This window comes from Actinomadura sp. 7K534 (genome assembly GCF_004348575.1).
In the GTDB taxonomy this organism is placed as follows: Bacteria; Actinomycetota; Actinomycetes; order Streptosporangiales; family Streptosporangiaceae; genus Spirillospora; species Spirillospora livida.
This window is the reverse complement of record NZ_SMKB01000013.1, coordinates 1-15,522: the sequence shown is the minus strand read 5'-3', so window position 1 is coordinate 15,522 and position 15,522 is coordinate 1. Positions and strand designations below refer to the sequence as shown.

The 15,522-nt window shown below is 72.4% G+C and carries 15 protein-coding genes and 1 pseudogene; 10 read left to right on the top strand and 6 right to left on the bottom strand.

The genetic code is table 11. The annotated features are described in order from the left end of the window. The first annotated feature begins 57 nt into the window (after positions 1-57). The 4 genes from E1266_RS04895 (at position 58) to E1266_RS04880 (ending at position 4,417) form a co-directional block, all read left to right on the top strand. Entirely contained in the window at positions 58-1,986 is a 1,929-nt protein-coding gene (locus tag E1266_RS04895) for an albusnodin/ikarugamycin family macrolactam cyclase (protein ID WP_132044140.1), read from the top strand. Further along, entirely contained in the window at positions 1,944-2,660 is a 717-nt protein-coding gene (locus E1266_RS04890) for a lasso peptide biosynthesis B2 protein (RefSeq protein ID WP_132044138.1), read from the top strand. Before E1266_RS04895 ends, E1266_RS04890 begins: the two co-directional genes overlap by 43 nt. Before the next feature lie 87 nt (positions 2,661-2,747). Then, positions 2,748-3,371: a hypothetical protein gene (locus E1266_RS04885; RefSeq protein ID WP_132044136.1), complete on the top strand. Its 624-nt coding sequence runs from the start codon at positions 2,748-2,750 to the stop codon at positions 3,369-3,371. Between the two features lie 98 nt (positions 3,372-3,469). Beyond that, positions 3,470-4,417, top strand: coding sequence for a hypothetical protein (locus E1266_RS04880; RefSeq protein ID WP_132044134.1), 948 nt, complete (start codon positions 3,470-3,472; stop codon positions 4,415-4,417). A 17-nt stretch (positions 4,418-4,434) separates the two neighbouring features. Here the strand turns inward: E1266_RS04880 and E1266_RS04875 are convergent, their stop codons facing one another. Next, positions 4,435-5,418 (bottom strand): NAD(P)-dependent alcohol dehydrogenase, encoded by a 984-nt coding sequence (locus E1266_RS04875; protein WP_132044132.1) that lies wholly within the window; start codon positions 5,416-5,418, stop codon positions 4,435-4,437. 153 nt (positions 5,419-5,571) lie between these two features. After that, positions 5,572-6,291 (bottom strand): TetR/AcrR family transcriptional regulator, encoded by a 720-nt coding sequence (locus E1266_RS04870; protein WP_207945423.1) that lies wholly within the window; start codon positions 6,289-6,291, stop codon positions 5,572-5,574. A 123-nt stretch (positions 6,292-6,414) separates the two neighbouring features. On the opposite strand from E1266_RS04870, the gene E1266_RS04865 reads away from it, so the two are divergent. The 5 genes and pseudogenes from E1266_RS04865 to E1266_RS04845 all read left to right on the top strand — a co-directional run bounded on the left by E1266_RS04865 (position 6,415) and on the right by E1266_RS04845 (position 10,979). After that, positions 6,415-7,182, top strand: a complete 768-nt coding sequence (locus tag E1266_RS04865; RefSeq protein WP_132044130.1) for an aldo/keto reductase — start codon at positions 6,415-6,417, stop codon at positions 7,180-7,182. A gap of 307 nt (positions 7,183-7,489) precedes the next feature. Further along, a complete protein-coding gene (locus E1266_RS04860) occupies positions 7,490-8,455 on the top strand; it encodes an alpha/beta hydrolase (RefSeq protein ID WP_132044128.1) in 966 nt (321 codons plus the stop codon). Then, positions 8,452-9,177 carry an alpha/beta hydrolase gene (locus E1266_RS04855; protein ID WP_132044126.1) on the top strand — a complete coding sequence of 242 codons (726 nt, stop codon included), beginning with the start codon at positions 8,452-8,454 and terminating at the stop codon, positions 9,175-9,177. The genes E1266_RS04860 and E1266_RS04855 overlap by 4 nt, the downstream gene beginning before the upstream one ends. 67 nt (positions 9,178-9,244) lie before the next feature. Next, a pseudogene (locus tag E1266_RS04850) lies at positions 9,245-9,766 on the top strand (sigma-70 family RNA polymerase sigma factor); the annotation flags it as partial. Positions 9,767-10,232: 466 nt separating this feature from the next. Continuing rightward, the gene (locus E1266_RS04845; RefSeq protein ID WP_132044124.1) at positions 10,233-10,979 is read left to right on the top strand and encodes an SDR family oxidoreductase; all 747 of its coding nucleotides are present in this window, start codon (positions 10,233-10,235) and stop codon (positions 10,977-10,979) included. A gap of 127 nt (positions 10,980-11,106) precedes the next feature. On the opposite strand, the gene E1266_RS04840 is transcribed toward E1266_RS04845, so the two are convergent. The 4 genes from E1266_RS04840 to E1266_RS04825 are packed head-to-tail and all read right to left on the bottom strand — an operon-like array spanning position 11,107 to position 14,538. Beyond that, positions 11,107-11,955, bottom strand: coding sequence for a helix-turn-helix domain-containing protein (locus tag E1266_RS04840; protein ID WP_243718237.1), 849 nt, complete (start codon positions 11,953-11,955; stop codon positions 11,107-11,109). 24 nt (positions 11,956-11,979) lie between these two features. After that, positions 11,980-12,777, bottom strand: coding sequence for an alpha/beta hydrolase (locus E1266_RS04835; protein WP_243718236.1), 798 nt, complete (start codon positions 12,775-12,777; stop codon positions 11,980-11,982). 60 nt (positions 12,778-12,837) lie between these two features. Continuing rightward, positions 12,838-13,338 carry an HAD domain-containing protein gene (locus E1266_RS04830; RefSeq protein ID WP_243718235.1) on the bottom strand — a complete coding sequence of 167 codons (501 nt, stop codon included), beginning with the start codon at positions 13,336-13,338 and terminating at the stop codon, positions 12,838-12,840. 9 nt (positions 13,339-13,347) lie between these two features. Further along, entirely contained in the window at positions 13,348-14,538 is a 1,191-nt protein-coding gene (locus E1266_RS04825) for a hypothetical protein (protein ID WP_132044122.1), read from the bottom strand. A 233-nt stretch (positions 14,539-14,771) separates the two neighbouring features. On the opposite strand from E1266_RS04825, the gene E1266_RS04820 reads away from it, so the two are divergent. After that, entirely contained in the window at positions 14,772-15,497 is a 726-nt protein-coding gene (locus tag E1266_RS04820) for a class I SAM-dependent methyltransferase (protein WP_132044120.1), read from the top strand. The last annotated feature ends 25 nt before the right edge of the window (positions 15,498-15,522 follow it).

The following is a 15,522-nucleotide window of genomic DNA, read 5'->3' as shown; positions in this document are numbered from 1 at the left end:
AAGGCAGCTCCCCGAGCGGGAAATCGGACGCCAACTCCCAGTACTACTGGTAGCCCGGTGGTGCAGGGCCCATGGCCGCCCGGCCTGCTCGCCGCGCCGACCGGACCGCCCGGCTCCCCGCCGGCAGCGGCCCTGCCCGGACGCCCGGTGTGGGACGACATGCCCCACTGGCGGCTGTACGGCGGCTGGCACCCCGGCGAGGTGATCCGGGTCCGGCATCCGGCCGGACGGCTGCTGATCGCCGGTCACTGCCTAGCGGACGCCGACACGGTCGCCGCCGACGTCGGCGCCTTCCTTGAGGCCGGGCGTCCGGAAGACATCGTCCGGTGGCCCGGGGCGTACGTCTGCCTGCTGCTGCGAAACACCGGTCCCGGCGCCGCACCGCTTCGCGCGATAACCGATATGGCCGGACAGTTTCCACTGTATTCATCGTCGCGCAACGGCGAGACGATCGTCGGCTCCCACCCGAACGTCTTGGCGATGCTCCACGACCGCGCGTTCGACCCCATCACATTCGCCGCGCGTATAGCGTGCACATCTGTCGCGCCATTATGGGCGGACCGCTCCCCCTATCAGGGGGTCGATCGGCTACCTTCCGGCACCTGGTCGGACATTGGCCCAGGCGGCCCGAGAACGCGTGCCGAGCCCGCTGCCGCCCGCCGCACGATGGCCGAGGGAGTTCGCGAACTCCGTTCCGCGTTGGACGACGCGGTCCGGCTGCGCTGCGCGTCCGTCCCCGTCTCCGCGGACCTGAGCGGCGGTCTCGACTCGACCTCGGTCGCCTGCATCGCCGCGCGGCACAGCGCCGCGCCGCTTGAGGCCGTCACCTACCACAACCCCGATGTTCCGGCGGCCGACCTCGTCGAGGCCGCCCGTGCCGCCGCGCTCGACCCGCGGTTACGGCCGACCGTCGTCCACGGCACGGATGAAACCCTGCCGTACCAGGCGTTGACGGATCCCGCCTCAGTGGGGTTCGGTGAGCCGGCACCCGGGGCGCTCGCATGGCGCCGCTCCGCGTTGCGCATCCAGCACGCCCGGCAGCGGGGCGCCCGGCTGCACCTCACCGGGGAGGGCGCCGACGCGCTTCTCGGTGCGCCTCCGTCCTACCTGGCCGAACTCGCCAGCAGCGGCACGTGGACGCGGCTGCTCAGGCATTGCGCCCAGCACGCGCGCATGCGCCATACGTCGGCTCTCGGCCTCGTTCTCCGCGCCCGGCGCACCGCCGTGTCGACGCCGGCTGCCGCCCTGACCGCCTTGGCCGCGAAACTGACCGGCCCGACGTCCGGAGACCGGCTCGACTGGTCGGACGGCGTCGCGTGGTGGCCGGTGTCCGCCGAGGCCGTGAGCTGGCTGACCCCGCGGTTCCGCCAGGACCTCGCGGAGTCGGCCGCCGCCGCGAGCGCCGTTCCCCGCGTCCACAGCGCGGCCGAGATGGCGACCCGGACGGAGCTGCGGATCTCCGCCGAGACGCAGCGCAACCTGCGGGAACTGGGCGCCCGGTTCAACGTCCCCGTCCACGCCCCGTTCCTCGATGACGCGGTCGTGACGGCCTGCCTGGGGGTTCCCGCGGCCGAGAAGGTGGCGCTCGACGCTTTCAAGCCGCTGCTCACGGGCGCCGTGCGCGGTCGGGTGCCGGAGCAGGTGCTGAGCCGGCGCACCAAGGGGGACTACACCGCCGAGGACTACCGGGGCGCAAGGCGGGCCGCGTCCGGGATACGCGCGCTGCTCGACGGCTCCCGGCTGGCGGAACTGGGCGTCATCGACGTCACCGCGGTCGGCCGGACCGTCGATCGTCTGCTGGCGGGCGTCGAGGTGCCGCTGGGGGCCTTGAACGTGCTTCTCGCCACCGAGGCGTGGCTGCGCGCACCCGCGCCGGCCCCGTCGAACACGGCACCGGCCATGGGCCGCTTTCCTCCGTCCGACCGAGTCCAGGAAGGCCGACCATGCTCGCCATCCATGTCCCGGACCATCTCCACCACCGCCTGAACGCGCATGGTGGGGTCGTCGTCCTGAACCACAAGACCGGCCAGTGGCACGCTTTGAACGCCACGGCCGGGCTCCTCTGGCAGAACTGGAGGGACGGGACGGGCTTCGAACAGTCGGTCGCGGCCGTGGCGACCCGGCATCCGGACGTACCGGCGGAACGGCTGCGCTCGGACGCCGCGCAACTCGCCGGTGAACTCGTGCGGCGAGGGCTTCTCGAGGTCGGACCGGACCTCCTCGCCGAGGGCGATGCGGCCACCATGGCCGAAGTGGCCCTGCCCGCCGGCGAAGCACCCGGCCGGCTGGCGTCGGTCACCGCGTTCCTGGTCCTGCTCACGGCGGCACTGCTGATCAGGGCACCGTTCCGGCTGGCCTACGCGACGGTGCGGTTCACGCGGCGATGGTGCCGCCCGGAGACGAGCGTCACGCGCGCGACGAAGATCGTCACCGCGGTCGAGCGCTCGACCCGCTACTATCCGGGCCGCGCGGCCTGCATGGAGAAGTCCCTCGCCGCGGTGCTGATGGCCGCCTTCGCCGGACGCTGCCTGAACTGGTGCCTGGGGGCCGCTCCCGATCCCTACCGCTTCCATGCCTGGGTGGAGGTCGGGGACGAGCCCGTGGTGGCTCCCGGCGACTTCACGCAACCCCGGCAATACCTCCGCGTCCTGACCCTCTAGACGGCGCCGGGCGGTCGGTTGGGGGCGGGGATACCGGGTACGGCTGCCTGAAATGATGGTCTATCACCTGGTCAGGGGGGGATTCTCATGACCGGGACAATGCGGGCGCCGCGCAGCCGCGGCATGATCAGCGGGCTGCTGCTGGTGCTCCTGGCAATCTGGGGCGGGCTCATTCCGTTCATCGGGCCGTACTTCGACTTCGGCTTCGGTTCGGACCAGACGTGGGTCTACACCGCCGACCGGCTTGTGCTGTCCATCCTTCCGGCGGTCGCCGTGGGGCTCGGCGGGCTGATCCTGCTGGCCACCGCGAACCGGCCCGTCGCCCAGTTCGGCGGCTGGCTGGCCGCCGCCGGCGGGCTGTGGTTCGTCGTCGGCAACACGATCGCCGCGCTCTGGAACATGGGCGTGGGCGCGCCTCTCGGCGGCGAGGGACGGCAGGTCGCCGAGCAGATGTCGTTCTTCGAGGGCCTCGGCGCCGTGATGATCCTGCTGGCAGGGCTGGCGCTCGGGCGGTTCCTGGTGATCGGCATCCGCGAGGCACGCCAGGCCGGCATGGAACGCCGGCTCGCCGATGACCGCGTCGGCGCGGGCGACCGCGGAGAGGCGACGGCCGTCCCGACCCAGCAGAAGCGCGGCCACTTCCACCTGGGACGCCAGAAGGCGGGAGCCTCGGCGGGAAAGGAGCGGCACTCCACTTCGCGAAGGGACTGAACGACGGACGTCGGGCCCACGGCCCCTCCGGCTGGAGCGGGCGGTGGGCCGGACGTCGGCGGGCTTCCGGTGTCGTAGCCCTCGGATAGCGTCACGGGGTGATCGAAGACCTGGTAGCGCGAGTGGAGGCCGGCGAGGACGCGGCCGTTGAGGAACTGGCCGACCTGGCGGCGGCCGACCCGGCGGCGATGGCTCCGTATCTGATGCGGCTGCTGGACGCGGGAGCCGTGTGGCGGGCCGATGTCCTGTACCGCGCCGCGGACGGGGACTTCCAGCGCGAGGTCGTGGCGCGGATCGACTCCGGCGCGCACCAGCGGTCGGACCAGCTGGGGTACCTGCTGGCGCAGACCCGCGGACCTGTCGTCGAGGAGGCGTTCCGCCGCTGGGCGCAGGCACCGCCGCCCGGGGACTTCGACCCCTTCCAGCGGGGCGCGGCGGCGCTGGCCCGCGATGGAGGCTGGGAACTGACGGCGGACGGCGTCCGGGAACTCTGCGGGTCCGCCGCGTACCGCCTGGTGCCCGGGGCGGACGGTGATCGTCCGAAGGGAACGTGTCCGTGGTGTGAGAGTCCGCTGTGGACCGCTCTGGACGTGGACACCGCCGACGCGAAGGTCGCCGCCGCGCTGGCGCACACCGGCTGGCGCGGGAGGCTGCGCATCGTCACCTGCCATTTCTGCACGTGCTACGGCACCACGTATGTCGACGTCTCCGAAGGCGGGGACGCGGGTTGGTCCGCTCATAACGTGCGTCCCGACTACCTCCCCGGCATGGGGCCCGAGGCGCCGCCACTGGTCGGATTCGCGCCGGGGGAACAGCGGCCCACGCCTTACCTGGCCAGCGCTTGGGCGAGGGAGGGGTCCACCCTTGGTGGATTCCCGGAGTGGATCCAGGACCCCGCCTTCCGCGACTGCCCGAGCTGCGAGCGGGCGATGGACTACGTCGGTCTGATCGGCGGCGCCGACCTGCACGACTACGGCGAGGGCGCCTACTACCTGTTCGTGCACGCGCCGTGTGGGCTGGCCGCTGTGGAGTACCAGCAGAGCTGACGAGAGCGGCGTGCGGGCTAGAGGGTGATGGCGACCTTGCCGCGGGCGTGGCCGGGTTCGATGTAGCGCAGGGCCTCGGGGATTTCGGCGAACGGGTAGGTCCGGTCGATGACGGGGGTTACCCGTTCCTTCTCCATGAGGTCCGCCAGGAAGCGCAGGTCCGCGGAGTTGGGCTTCCACTGGACGGTGGCTATGCGCTGGCCGACGAAGGGGGAGATCAGGGCACCGCGGAATTGCTGCGCCGCGGGGCCGAGCAGGCGGTTGCGGCCGGAGGCGATGCCGCCCACGAGGACGAGCGTCCCTTTGGGGGTCAGGGGGCGTCGTAGGCGGGTCAGGGGGCGGTTGCCCACGATGTCCATGACGAGGTCGTATCCGCCCCTGCGAGTTGTGAAGTCCTCGGCGGTGTAGTCGATGACGTCGTCCGCGCCCAGGGAGCGGACCAGGTCGATGTTGCGGGTGCTGCACACGCCGGTGACCTCCGCACCGAACGCCTTGGCGAGCTGGACGGCGAACGTGCCGATGCCCCCGGAGGCCCCGTTGACCAGGACGCGCTGACCCGCGGAGATCCGTCCGACGTCCCGCAGTCCCTGCAGTGCGGTGTGCGCGGCCATCGACACCGATGCCGCCTGCTCGAACGTGAGGCGGCTGGGCTTGACGGCCAGCCTGTCCTGCGGGACGGCGGCGGCCTCGGCGAACGATCCCAGCCGGACCTCTCCGAAGACCTCGTCGCCGACGCGCAGGTCCGTCACGCCGTCGCCCACCCGCTCGACCACCCCGGCGAGGTCGGCGCCGAGGACCAGGCCCGGCTTCGGCCGTCGCAACCCGACCCCGCTCAACCGCACCAGCTTCGGGTCGGCGCGCAGGTGGCGCCAGTCGTAGGGGTTGACGGACGCCGCGCGGATTCGCACGAGCACCTCGCCGGCGGCGATCTCGGGTTCGGCGACGTCCGTGAGGTGGAGGACGTCGGGCGGTCCGTAGCGGTCCCAGCTCCAGGCTTTCATCGCGGCTGCCTTCCGGACGGGCCGTAGCTGTCGTACGGCGTAAGGTTCTCTTACGCCGTAAGATTATCGTACGCCGTAAGGCAGTCAAGGGCTGCAGCGGAAATGGACTCGGCCGATGACCGGGAGTGAGGGCGTCAGGCGCCTGCGGGAAGGTCAGGAGTCGGCGGCGCGGCGCCGTTCCAGTCCGTCGAGGATCAGGTCCAGCGCGAACTCGAATTCGAACTGGTCGTCGCAGAAGCCCAGGGTGCCGTCCGGGTCGTCGTGGACGGCGTCCGCCAGCATCCCGACGATGTTCGGGAACCGGTCGGCCATCTGCTCCATGAGCGCGGCGGCCTCCTCGTCGGGGGTGCCGTCGCCGTCGGGCCGGAACAGTTCCTGGGTGAACCCGAGCGCGCGGCTGCCCAGGACGTGCAGCGCGCGGTGGGCCAGCTCGAACGAGAACCCGCCCGCCCGGAGGATGGCGACGACCTGGTCGTAGTAGGCGATGACCAGCGGGTTCGTGGTGGTCCGGCTTTCGAGCACCTGCGGTGCCCAGCGGTGGCCGAGGAAGACCTCCCGGGCGGCGAGGATCCGTGCGCGCAGCGCCGCCCGCCAGTCCGCGTCCGGGGACGGGGCCTCGACCGCGTCCACCGCCGCCATGACCTCCCCGAGGACCACCTCGGCGACGCCGTCGAGGACGGCCTCCTTGTTCGCGACGTGGTGGTACAGCGACATCGCCTCGACCCCGAGCTCCTGGGCGAGCTGGCGCATGGTGAGCGAGTCGATGCCGTCGCGGTCTGCGAGCCGCACGGCGGCGCGCAGGACCCGCCGCCGGCTCAGCGGGATGCGCGGCTGCTCGGTCAGCTCGTCGGCGTCGGTCGTCCGTGGGGTCATGGGATCGTCCTCCCGACGCACCTTACCCGTACACGGTAAGTCTCCCCGGGGGGCGGGGGCGGAGGGGCGGCCGACGCCACAAGGAGTACGCGCAGACGTCGCGTCCGTGGGCAGAATCCAGCTATGACTCAGACTGTGAACCTGCCCGGCGGCACCGCCCTGCCGATGATCGGTTTCGGGACCTGGCAACTTGGGTCCAAAGCGGCGTACGAGTCGGTGCGCGCGGCGCTCGACGTCGGCTACCGGCACATCGACACCGCGACGCTGTACAAGAACGAGGCGGACGTCGGCAAGGCCGTAAAGGACAGCGGCGTCGACCGGGAGCAGATCTTCATCACCACCAAGCTGCGCCCCCAGGACGCGCGGAACGCCCGCAAGACCCTGGAGTCGAGCCTTCGCCTCCTCGACACCGACTACGTGGACCTCTGGCTGATCCACTGGCCGACCGGCCCGGACGACCTCGTCCCGACCTGGGAGGAGCTGCTGCGGGCCAAGGACGCGGGTCTGATCCGCAACGCCGGGGTCAGCAACTACAGCCCGGCGCAGATCGACCTGCTGACCGAGGCCACCGGCCAGCGGCCGCCGGTGAACCAGATCCCGTGGAGCCCGGGAGAGCACGACCCGGATCTGCTCGCGGAGCACCGCCGCCGGGACGTCGTCGTCGAGGGCTACAGCGGCCTGAAGAACACCGACCTGAACCACCCGGTCCTGACCGAGATCGCGCAGCGGCACGGGGTCACCACCGCCCAGGTCGTCCTCCGCTGGCACCTGGAACACGACATCGTCATCCTCCCCAGGTCCGCCCGCCCGGAGCGCATCGCCTCCAACTTCGACCTCGAAGGCTTCACCCTCACAAAGGAAGACGTCACCGCAATCGACACCTTGGCCTGACACCCACCGCGGGCCTCCAGAAGAAGCGCGGCGATAGCGCCGCCCAAAGAACAGTAGATCCAGGGTCGGGATCGTCCAAAGAAACGGTTCCGACAATTTGCCATGCCCGGACGCGCGCGGCGAGAACCAGCTACAGAACCCTCCGGATACCGCGCTGAGCTGCGGTTCACAGGTCTCATGCAGTCATGCCATGCCTGCCCCCAAAGGCAAAGAGATCAGGTGAACGCAGGTTGCCCATCGGACGTCCGTGGGGAGGGAGAACGGACTACACAAATCCCCATCCGTCATCGAGAAAGGGGAAGTGACCGTGAAGGCCAATGTTCTCGAGCCCGCGGCGCAGGAGTTCGCCGACGCCACGGCCAAGCCGCCGTTCCCGTACGAGCTGGGGCCGGAGGGCGCCCGCCAGGTCCTGGACGACCTCCAGGCCGCCCCCGTCGCCAAGCCCGAGGTGGACGACGAGTGGCTCACCGTGCCGGCCGAGGCGGGCGAAGTGCGGGTCCGCGTCGTCAGGCCCGCCGGGACGGCCGGCGAGGTCCTGCCAGTCGTGCTGTACATGCACGGCGGCGGCTGGATCCTCGGCAACGCCGGAACCCACGACCGGCTGGTGCGCGAGTTGGCCACCGGGGCCCACGCGGCGATCGCCTTCGTGGAGTACGACCGGTCGCCGGAGGCCCGCTACCCGGTCGCGATCGAGCAGGGCTACGCCGCCGCCCGGTTCCTGACCGCCAACGGCGCGAAGGGCAACCTGGACGTCGCCCGGATGGCGGTCGCCGGCGACTCGGTCGGCGGGAACATGGCCGCGGCCCTGACCCTCATGGCCAAGCGGCGCGGCGACGTTCGGTTCGTGCACCAGTCGCTGTACTACCCGGTCACCGACGCCGCCCAGGACACCGGCAGCTACCGCGAGTTCGCCACCGGCCCGCACCTGACGGCCGCGGCCATGGCCTGGTTCTGGGACGCCTACGCCCCCGACCAGGCCCAGCGCGCCGAGCCGACCGCGTCGCCGCTGCGCGCCACCCTCGACGACCTGGCCGGGCTCCCGCCCGCATTCGTGGTCGTCGACGAGAACGACGTGCTCCGCGACGAGGGCGAGGCGTACGCCCGCAAGCTCACCGAGGCGGGCGTCCCGACCACCAGCGTGCGCTACAACGGCACGCTCCACGACTTCATGATGCTCAACCCGCTCAGCGGCACCCGTGCCACGCGGGCCGCCGTGAACCAGGCGGTCGCGGCGCTCAACAACGCCCTGCACACCCGAAAGGCCGGCTCATGAGCACCAACGACCAACCCGCCGTCGTCCTCGTCCACGGAGCCTTCGCCGAGTCGGCGAGCTGGAACGGCGTCATCCGGCGCCTGGGCGGCCGCGGCCTCCGCTCGGTCGCCGCGGCCAACCCGCTGCGCGACCTGGAGGGCGACGCCGCCTACGTGCGCGACGTCATCACCGGCATCGGCGGGCCCGTCGTCCTCGTCGGCCACTCCTACGGCGGTCTGGTGATCAGCCGGGCGGCGGCCGGCAACCCCGCCGTCCGGTCCCTCGTCTACGTCGCGGCGTTCGCCCCCGAGCCCGGGGAGGACGCGTTCCAGCTCTCCGCCAAGTTCGAGGGGAGCACCCTGGGCGGGACCCTGGTCACCTATCCGGTCTCGTCCGGGGGCAACGAGTTCCGGATCGACGACGACAAGTACCACCGGCAGTTCTGCGCCGACCTTCCCGCCGAGGAGGCGGCCCTGATGGCGGCGACCCAGCGTCCGGTGACCGAGCGGGCACTGACCGACGAGGTGGCCGCGGACGGAGCCGCCTGGCGCGACCTGCCGTCCTGGTTCGTCTTCGGCGAGCTGGACCGCAACATCCCGGCCGAGGCCCACCGGTTCATGGCGGAGCGCGCCTCCTCGCGGGGCACCCTGGAGATCGCGGGCGCCTCGCACGCCGTCGGGGCGTCCCAGCCCGACGCCGTGGCCGCCTGCGTCCTCGAAGCCGCCGGTCAGCCGCGCGACTGAGCGGCGTCGCCGCCCGGCCGCCACCGCGGCGGCGGCCGGGCGGGGGCGCGGTCTCGACACCATCGCAATGAAGGTGCGACTGAGCATGCTCTGCGAAGAACACGACCAGACCCCCCTCGACCAGACCCCCATCGACCAGGCCGTCGCCGCCTTCACCAGCGCGCGTCCGCGGCTCTTCGGCATCGCCTACCGGACGCTCGACAGCGCGGCGGAGGCCGAGGACATCGTCCAGGAGACCTGGCTGCGCTGGCAGCGGGCCGACCACTCGTCCGTCGCCGATCCGGCGGCGTTCCTGGCCTTGATCGCGACGCGGCTGTCCCTCAACGCCGTCCGGTCCGCCCGGGTCCGCCACGAGGTCTGCCGCGCCGGGCCGCGGCTCCCCGAGCCCGCCGACGCCGGCGCCGACCCGGCCGCCGGGGCCGAGCGGGGCGAGGCGGTCGAGCTCGCCCTCCTGCTGCTGCTCGGAAGGCTGACCCCGGCTCAGCGGGCCGCCTACATCCTCCGCGAGGCGTTCGCCTATCCCTACGAGGAGATCGCCGGGCTCCTCGGGCTCAGCCCGGCCAACGTCCGCCAACTGGTGAGCCGCGCTCGCAGGCGGCTGGCCGTCCCCGGGCGGGAGCCGATCGACACGGACGAGCACCGGCGCCTCCTGTCGGCCTTCCGCGACGCCGCGGAGCAGGGGAACGTGGCGGCGCTGGAAGACCTCTTCGCGGCGGACGTCACCGGCTCCCGTCCGTTTCCGCCCTCGGCGAGGCGGCCTGACCGGCGGCGGATCCGGGCGCGCGAAGCGCCGGCGGGTGCGGAACCCGCCGGTGCTTCGCGGCCCGCGTCAGCTCGGCAGAGCCCGGAAGGCGGCCTTCGTCCGGACGGTGACGGCGGTCAGCGGGACGCAGACGCCGGCGGTCATCGCGATGACGGCGGAGACCTCGGCCTCGCACCAGGCGCCGATCCGGTTCCGGGAAGCGTTCGCGGGGCGCTGTCACAGGCCGGAGGGGTCCGCTGTCTCAGCTGTCGACCGGGCGGACGAAGCGTCCCGGCGGACAGGGAGGCGTGTCATGAAGATCGTGGTAGTCGGCGGCACCGGGCTGATCGGGTCCAAGATCGTGGCGAAGCTGGGCGAGCACGGCCACGAAGCGGTGGCGGCCGCGCCCGGCACCGGCGTCAACACGCTTACCGGGGAAGGGGTCGCCGAGTGCGTGGCGGGCGCCGCCGTAGTGATCGACGTGTCGAACTCCCCGTCCTTCGAGGACGCCGCGGTGCTGGAGTTCTTCCAGACGTCCACCGGCAACCTGCTGGCCGCGGAGCAGGCGGCCGGGGTCGGCCACCACGTCGCGCTCTCGGTGGTGGGCACCGGGCGGCGGCCGGACGTGGGCTACTTCCGGGGGAAGCTCGCCCAGGAGAAGCTGATCGAGGAGTCGGGAATCCCGTACTCCATCGTGCACGCGACGCAGTTCTTCGAGTTCGTCCAGCCCATCGCCGACCAGGCCACGGACGGCGGCAAGGTCCGCATTCCCCCGGTGCTGTTCCAGCCCATCGCGGGCGAGGAGGTCGCCCGGACGGTCGGCAGGACCGCCGTCGGTACCCCGCTGAACGGGCGGGTCGAGATCGCCGGCCCCCGCCGCTACCGGATGGACGAGTTCTTCCGCAAGGCCCTGGCCGCCTGGGGCGACCCGCGCGAGGTCGTCACCGACCCGCACGCCCACTACTTCGGCGCCGAGATGACCGAGCGGGACCTCGTCCCAGGGGACGGCGCGACGCTCGGCGAGATCGAGTACGGCGACTGGCTGAAGAGCTCCGAGTAGCGGACACCCCGTCCAGCCCGCATGGAGGAACGATGAGCACGTCGGCCGGCGACGGCGGCTTCGGGTTCGAACCGGCGGCCGGGCCGTGGCACGGCCTCCGCGACGAGACGCCGCCCGGACCGCCGGTCTAGGCGGGGACGCTTCGGCGTGGCCAGGCGACGTCGTCGATCGCCAGCCAGGGGGCGGCGGCCACGGCCGTAGGCGTGAGGCCGGTGAATGCCTTTACCTCGCGGTGGAGGTGCGCCTGGTCGGTGTAGCCGCTCCGGACGGCCGCGACGGCGGCGGGGTGGCCCGCCGCCAGCAGGTGGGCGGCGCGGTCGAAGCGCGCGAGCCGGGCGGCGCGTTTCGGCGTGATGCCGAGCTGGGACCGGAAGCGCGACCACAGGCGCTTGCGGCTCCAGCCGACCTCGTCCGCCAGGCCGTCGACCCGCACGCGTCCCGGGCCGGCGAGCGTCCGCCGCCATGCGTGGGCCACCTCCGGGTCGACCGGCGGGCGGGCGCTCGTCTTCCGCCGGAGCAGCGCCGCCGCGAGCGCGAACCGGTCGTCCCAGGACGGGGCGGCGCGCAGCTCGTCCTCGGCGCGCCTGGCGTCGCGGCCCCAGACGTCCGCAAGCGGCACCGCCATTCCGCCGAGCTCGGCCGATGCGCCGAGCACCGCGGCCGCCGAGACCGGCTCCAGCCGGATCTGGAGGCACTCGCCCGCCCGGCCGCCCGCCCGGAGCTCACCGGGGAGGAGCCCGACGGCGACACTGCCGCGCTCGCGCCGGCCCCCGGTGCGGCAGCCGAACCCCTCGTCCTCGCTGAGATCGATGAACAGGGTGACGGCGGGGTGCGCGACCATGGCGATCTCCGCGGAGACGGGGGCGCGCGCGCCGAATCCGGCCATGCTGATCCCGGGGAGCCGGTGGGCGGGGCGCGGGACGGCGACGTCCACCCAGGCCCAGTCCCAGTCGGGTGGTGTCCCGTTCGGATGCACGTCCCCAGTCTAGATTTCCGGGATTCAGGGCCTCTCGGCCGTGAAGTCCAGCAGGAGCCCGGCGGTCATCTCGGGCGCTTCGAGCATGGGGATGTGCCCGACGCCGGGCAGCATCTCGATCCGTGCTCCGGGCACCTTCTCGTACTGGCGGGCCGAGGACGGTTTCCAGCGCGGGTCTGCGGCGCCGAAGAGCACCAGCACGGGGACTTCGAGCTCGGCGAGCCGCCCGGGCACGTCCTGCTCGGTGATGTACGCGGTGTTCCTGCGCGACACCGTCCTGAACGCGCGGTACGTGGTGCCCCGCATCTCCGCGATCAGCCGGTCCGGGACGTCCACCGCCCGGGCGGCCGTCGCCTGGACGCCCTTGCGGATCATCGCGTCCGACCGCAGGGGCCAGAGGAGCCGGCCGGCCGGCGGCCCCAGCAGGATCCGGAGGATCAGCGGCTGCGGAAGCAGCGCGTCCATGCTCGGGCCGGTGCTGATCAGCGCGAGCGGTCCCACCAGGTCGGGCCGCTGCCCGGCGAGCGCGGTGGCGACGTAGCCGCCGCTGGAGTGCCCGGCGACGGCGACGCGGCGGTGCCCGAGATCGTCGAGGAGGGCCGCCACCCTGCTCGCCTGGTCGGGGACGTCGTAGGACTCCGGGGGCGGCGACTGGCCGCAGCCCGGCAGGTCGACCCGGATGACGCGGTGGTGCGCGGTGAGCGCCGGCACCACCGGGTCCCAGGAGCCGTTCGAGGCCCCCGAACCGTGGATGAGCAACACCGGCGGCGCATCCGGCGGACCGTCCGAGACCACGTGCATCCCATGCGAGTGCTCACTCATACCCGGACTATGCACAGTCGCCCGGCCACCGGTCTTGTACGAATGTTCCCGCGCGCCCTGCTACTCCGCGAGCCAGCGGCGGATCAGGGAGTAGTCCGCTTTGGTGAGGCCGGTGTGCGGGTCGACTCGGTGCAGTAGTGCTCTGCTGCCATGGTGTGATGCCACCCATTGCCGGTCGGCTTCGGTCAGTTCGTCGTCCAGCCAGATGAACGGACGGACGGCCGCCCATTCAGTGATGGGCTCCGTCTTCCAGTGCAGGCCGTACGGCGGGTCCTCGGCCGTGTCGGGCCATTCGACTACGGGCAACTCCGGTAGGCCCAGCAGGGTCGAGATGACCTCGTTCGCGTCCGCCGTCCACGTTGTCGCCCAGACGAGTTCGCAGTTCAGTGCCAGCAGCCTTTGCCCTTCATCCGGGTCCAGCCGGTGGAGCAGCGGATTGCCGTAGCCGCCGAGTTCCTCGTCCCGAAAGGTCCGGCGCCCGGCCGGCCTGGAGCTGAGCGGAATAAGCGGGCCGTCGACATCTAGGAAGATCAAGGGGCGGTCGGTGGCGCCGGAGATCACTGGAAGAAGCTACCAACGGCGGACGGGATTGGCTTGCAGGTTGCTCTCGCCGCAGGGCCATACGCCGGTGTCCATCGGAGGCAGGTCGGTGTCGGCGATCACGAGTCTGGCGTCGCCCTTCGCCCAGTCGGAGGTGAGGACGAAGAACAGCCGGCCCTGTTCCAGCAGCAGCATTCTGCCGACGCCCTCCCCTTCTCCTTTCCACAGGGTGTGGACGGACAGGTCGGGGCCGACGATCTGGAGTTCGCCGTTCCGGAAGAACGCGGCCCGGCCGTCACCGCCCAGCGCCGGCCCGACGGTGTAGTAGCCCGGAATGAGCGGGCCGTCGGTCATGGTGCCGTCGCGATGCAGCCGCCGGAGTCGCCGAGGCGAGGAGTCGTTCGCCATTTCCACGACGCGGATCCTGCCGCGGCTGCTGACCAGGAGGCGGCCGTGGCTGGGCCATTCCACGACCGTCGCGCCGTCCCGGTCGTACAGCCGTGTGGAGAACGCGCCGTATCCCTGGCTGCCGACCAGGAATGCGCCCGGTCCGGCGATCGCCCGGTCCCCTGTCGGGTGCGGCGGCGTGACCCAGACCAGCTCGCCGGTCGCCAGGTCGAGGCAGAAACCCATGCCGATGCCGCTGGACCAGTCGAGGTAGGTGGCGAGCACCCGGTCCGCCGAGACGAGCAGGCCGGAGGGGCGCTCGGGGGACAGTTCCCGAGGGCGCCACGGCGCCATGGGGGTCGCCTGCCAGTTGTTCGCCGCGCTCATCTCCACGACGCCCTCGTAGGACAGGCGCGCGTCGGGCATTTCGGCCGACCAGCGCCTCGCCCCCGATCCGTCGACGCGTTCCACGCGCGCAGTGCGATACGGCTTGCTCTGCCACGCCACCACGAACCCGTCCGGCAGGACGACGAACTCTCCGACCTGCTCATCGGGCGCGTGGGAGAGGGCTATCTGCCGGCCCGGCGCACCCGATGCCGCCGTTTCCGCGAGGGCCGCTCCGTCGGCCAGCCACACTCCCCCGTCCGGCGCGACGCGCATCAGACCCGGCGTCGCGTTCAGCGGACGGCTCCACCGCACCCGGCCGTCCAGGCCGAGCGCACACAGGGCGGACCCTGTCGGCGACCTGGTCAGGGCGTAGACCGGCCCCGCCGGCCCCGCGGCGGCCAGCGGCCCGTACCGCCCGGTCAGTTCCACTGTTTCGACGCCCGGCACGCACATGATCGTCCCGATATCGGGGTCCGGCCACAACCCTGACGGGCGACCGGATCGGCACTACGCCGGGGATCATGGCCGATGGCGAGAGCCTGCCGCGCGCGTCGAGGACGTTCAGCGGAGATCGTCCAGGACGCGTGGCTGTCGCGCGCGTCGGCCCGCCGCGGCTGGTGCGGCGCGTGCGTCGCCGTCGGTCCGCGAGCACGGACGCGGGCGGCGGATAGGCTCGGGCGATGTTCTCGCCCCAAGGGCCGTCGCTGCGTGAGCTGGCCGTCCAGGCGCTGTCCTCGGTCGAACGCGGCTACGACCTGCTCGCCCCGAAGTTCGACCACACCCCCTTCCGCACACCGGACGGCATCCTCGACGCGACCCTCGACGTGCTGCGTCCGCTCGGGCCGTTCGGTGCCGGGCTGGACGTCTGCTGCGGCACCGGCGCGGGCATGCGGGTCCTCGGACCGCTGTGCGCGGGACGGATCAGGGGCGTCGACTTCAGCCGCGGGATGCTCGCGCAGGCCGCCGAAGAACACCCGGACGCGGAGTGGGTCCAGGCCGACGTCCGCGCCCTGCCCTTCGCCGGAGATTTCGACCTCGCCGTCACCTTCGGGGCACTCGGCCACCTGCTGCCCGCCGAGCGGCCCGCGATCTTCGCCGGGGTGCGCCGGGCGCTGCGTCCCGGCGGGCTCTTCGCCTTCCCGCTCGGCGCGCCGCCGCCCCCGGCCTCGGCCCAGTACTGGGCGATGCTCGGGTTCGACGCGGCCATGCGCGTCCGGAACGCCGTCTGGCGTCCCCCGTTCGTCATGTACTACCGCACCTGCACGCTGGGCGCGCTCCGCGACGACCTGGCGGCGGCCGGCTTCACCGTCACCACGGCTCCCATGGCATCGCTCGGCCACCGCCGGGACGGCACGCCCCGCTACCGCCTCGTCCTCGCCCGCAAGGACGCGGACGAGCCGGGCTAGGAGTCTGCGGGGCCGGGGTCCGGGG

Coding starts and splice junctions, on each gene's coding strand:
- E1266_RS04870 (WP_207945423.1), bottom strand. CDS start 6,291: ATGACCCCACGGACGACCGACGCCGACGAGCTGACCGAGCAGCCGCGC.
- E1266_RS04855 (WP_132044126.1), top strand. CDS start 8,452: ATGAGCACCAACGACCAACCCGCCGTCGTCCTCGTCCACGGAGCCTTC.
- E1266_RS04885 (WP_132044136.1), top strand. CDS start 2,748: ATGACCGGGACAATGCGGGCGCCGCGCAGCCGCGGCATGATCAGCGGG.
- E1266_RS04865 (WP_132044130.1), top strand. CDS start 6,415: ATGACTCAGACTGTGAACCTGCCCGGCGGCACCGCCCTGCCGATGATC.
- E1266_RS04875 (WP_132044132.1), bottom strand. CDS start 5,418: ATGAAAGCCTGGAGCTGGGACCGCTACGGACCGCCCGACGTCCTCCAC.
- E1266_RS04890 (WP_132044138.1), top strand. CDS start 1,944: ATGCTCGCCATCCATGTCCCGGACCATCTCCACCACCGCCTGAACGCG.
- E1266_RS04835 (WP_243718236.1), bottom strand. CDS start 12,777: ATGAGTGAGCACTCGCATGGGATGCACGTGGTCTCGGACGGTCCGCCG.
- E1266_RS04820 (WP_132044120.1), top strand. CDS start 14,772: ATGTTCTCGCCCCAAGGGCCGTCGCTGCGTGAGCTGGCCGTCCAGGCG.
- E1266_RS04845 (WP_132044124.1), top strand. CDS start 10,233: ATGAAGATCGTGGTAGTCGGCGGCACCGGGCTGATCGGGTCCAAGATC.